This is a genomic window from Dehalococcoidales bacterium (genome assembly GCA_028716225.1).
In the GTDB taxonomy this organism is placed as follows: Bacteria; Chloroflexota; Dehalococcoidia; order Dehalococcoidales; family UBA5760; genus UBA5760.
On sequence record JAQUQE010000116.1, the window covers coordinates 1 to 3,186 of the forward strand.

Sequence of the window (3,186 nt, forward strand, 5' to 3'; positions counted from 1 at the left end):
TCGACTTTTCTCATCTTGGCGCCGAAGATGCTCATGAGAGTGGCTGCTACGCCGATGCCCAGGAAGGCCCAGGTAGCATACTTCTTCCAGATTTTGTTGGCTGCCAGTGTGCCTTTCTTGACACGATTGTCATCCAACCAGTCGCAAAGGGTAACTACGCCGCCATAAACTAATTCACCAGTGTCTTGTATCTTTAACATATGACACCTCCTTACTATTTGTTACCCTCCGATCGACCTTTACTTCCGGAGGTTTGGGGGGATTAGCACCCCTCCTAATAAAAGGGAAGCCGGGGGGCGACCCTTCTCTTTAGTAAGAGCGCTAATCCCCCCGGCTTCAATTAATAAACTGATTATTAACTTACATTAATTAATACTGTAATATGTAAAGTTATATTTGTCAATACTTTTTTAAACTTTATTGTAGCTCACTGACAGATTGCTAAAGACAGCCTCTTCACTGCCTCCTCCCCCACTGCCTCCCACGATATGAATATCATCCACAGGTCCGTAAGCATATAAATCGGCCCCGGGAATATTGATAATTTTTATATATGCCTGGCCGTATTCCGAGCCAAGACCAGATGACTTCCAGATGTCCACAATATTACTGGGAATAGGCAGGTCCACGGTAATTATCATCTGGGTATCTACGGCATGAGCTGGAATAGACTGGACATTGACATCTTTGGCGATGACTTCATCGAATACCAATGAGAGCAATTTACGGCCGATTGCCACATGGGCCTTTGCCCCGCTATAAGCAGCCCCCTGATGAAAGAATTGGGCCGTAAATCTAATTGTATTACCGCCAACAATTTCCAATTAAATCACCTCCGTTGACATTAACTCCAGATCGCTGAACTGGGCCTGGGGCAGTTGACCAAGTGCCACCGATACACTCTTGTCATCATCGAAATGATAAGTCCCGTCCGTACCGTAATAGTAGCTGTAACCATGGACCTTGACAGCTTTATCCGGCATAGTAAAATATGCTGCGAACTCGCCGATTGTGCTGGGATCGAGAGTCATAGTGCGTTCTACTTCGAATGAAAGAGTTGGCCAGGGAGATATGCCGTATTCCAGAGCTCCGCCGACCATGACGGTGATAGGATAAGATTTAATATTCTTAATCCGGATAATAACGTCAACTCGCTCTCCCTGAGCTGCCTGGGAGGGAACAACAACCCCGGTGATTTGTGCGTTACTTGCCATAGCTTAACTTTCCTTTATCGTTATTGCGCCTTTAGTAACCAGTTTGCCGCCCTGGACATAATCAAGCCAGTCGGTGCCAGGTATCCCGATAAGAAACTCACTGTCGTAAACTCCGGGAGCCGCTGCAGCGGCCAATTCAAAGGGGATATCGAAAGTATAATCACCTGATCCGGAAAGAGAAACTACTTTTGTCCAGGTCATACCCTCCACATGATCGAACCCCAGGATGGACCTGTCATGACCGAGGGAAACTTGCAGTCTATAACTGGCGTCTGGTCCAGAGTAATGAAATTTGACAGTAGCTTTAGCCTCGGAACCCTGGGCGATCCCGGACTTGCCCTTGAAGTAGAAGTAAATACCGACGCCGGCGCCAACAATTCCAAGAACAACCACGGTGGGAACCAGCCAGTTGCTCCCGCCTTTATCCTGGATTACAATTACCTTGTCCTGTTGTTCGGTCTGCAGTGCCATTGCCGGGCCTCACTTACATATTAATATTATACCATTTATGTCAAGCTACCACACGAAATCAGTATTCTTGAGCAGATCGTCATAGTTACCTTGGGCAGTTAACCTAACAACATCCCCAGCAATAGAACTGATAGCTTCATAATGTGACCTATCGCCATCTTCGGCCCCGCTGTTATGATGAGCCACCTCATGAATGAATGTATCAACTGCCGAGCTGCCTCTATCAAGTTGATCGGTTGAGATATAGATATCCATCGTCTTGGTGCTATATAAGCCGGCGGTTCTAACCCTTTCACTGGCCGGGGGGATAACTGCTGCATGCACTTTTCTTTTGTCTACCCCTGACCTGGCTACATCCTCCGCAATTCTCCTGACTAAATTAAGAGAAGCTCTTTGACTGGCCGTCAATTTATTATCCTCAATAATAGCCACTTCCCGTAATTTATCCTGAGACTCCTCAATAAGTTTTTCATCCGTTTTAATAGCCTGGGCAAGTGCGCTTTTGACATACCAGCTCATAGATATAGACTTGTAGCCCAGATGCTTGACAGTGGCGTCCCAGCGATCAGTTGTCCTTAAAACCGCGTCTTCACCGAAAACGTTATTCCAGGCTTTCTGCCAGTAGATCTTATTATTACCAATATCATCCTGATAACTCTCACCGGATAAATGAGGAGCCTTATAACCCATGCCATACATTTGAATATTTCGCTCTTCCGAGTCAATAATGGGATAATCCCCCACCATTTTGAGAAAGGTTTCCAGCATATCAATATTGGTAACATTTGACCAGGCCCTGCCAATATCAACCCACATATCGCTTTCGTTCTTGGGTGCAAAGCGGTCCGGAGCCAGATCAAAACTCCATAGATTATAACTGTACTGGCCCTTAATATCCTTCATAAAGATATCGCGAACGTATATCTTGCTCTGGTTGTCTGTGTATTTAATATCGATAATCTGGTTTTTCCTTTGCACAGGCTCCCTGATCATACTGATGTTTTCATTGAGAATTGCCTTCTTGGGGAGATTAACGGCGAAATTCTCATGATAGTCCGAGCCCCGGTAACCGATGATGTGCCAGGTTGTCCCTTTGATCGGACTGGCCAGCGGGCGCCAAAGGGCAGCCAGCGACATAACTTTAGCATCGGCCTCCTGCTCTAAGAATATAATATGTAGCTCGCGGTCCCCGGACTGGACATAAACCGGATACCCTTCACGGAGAAGAGCCAGGGCGCCAATCTTCATACCCTCTCCGTACTTTCCGCGGGCCCACTTCTCTTTTAACTTAGCAGGGCCCAGCAGGAAAGAGCTGACAGCAATTCCCCGGCCTTTATCCGAGATGAATAACCCGAATTCATCCTGGCCGTAATCATAAGCCTCTCCCTCGTCCAGAGAGTTCTGCACGATCTCTCTGATGGCCTCCCATGTCCCCCATTCCTCCCGCCAGGTAGCAGTAGGACCAATAAAAATAATCCTCCAGCCCTGAGGCTGCCAGTCG

5 protein-coding genes are annotated in these 3,186 nt (G+C 47.0%); all 5 read right to left on the bottom strand.

Annotated features, from left to right (window positions below):
• Positions 1-200: hypothetical protein (locus PHI12_14390; GenBank protein ID MDD5511973.1), on the bottom strand; the 200-nt coding region annotated here is incomplete at its 3' end.
• Positions 201-410: 210 nt separating this feature from the next.
• Positions 411-824, bottom strand: coding sequence for a hypothetical protein (locus PHI12_14395; protein MDD5511974.1), 414 nt, complete (start codon positions 822-824; stop codon positions 411-413).
• A complete protein-coding gene (locus PHI12_14400; protein ID MDD5511975.1) occupies positions 825-1,214 on the bottom strand; it encodes a hypothetical protein in 390 nt (129 codons plus the stop codon).
• A gap of 3 nt (positions 1,215-1,217) precedes the next feature.
• Complete coding sequence (locus PHI12_14405) at positions 1,218-1,685, bottom strand: hypothetical protein (protein MDD5511976.1); 468 nt, start codon at positions 1,683-1,685, stop codon at positions 1,218-1,220.
• A gap of 45 nt (positions 1,686-1,730) precedes the next feature.
• Positions 1,731-3,186, bottom strand: a 1,456-nt coding sequence (locus PHI12_14410) for a hypothetical protein (GenBank protein MDD5511977.1), incomplete at its 5' end; no start/stop codon positions are given.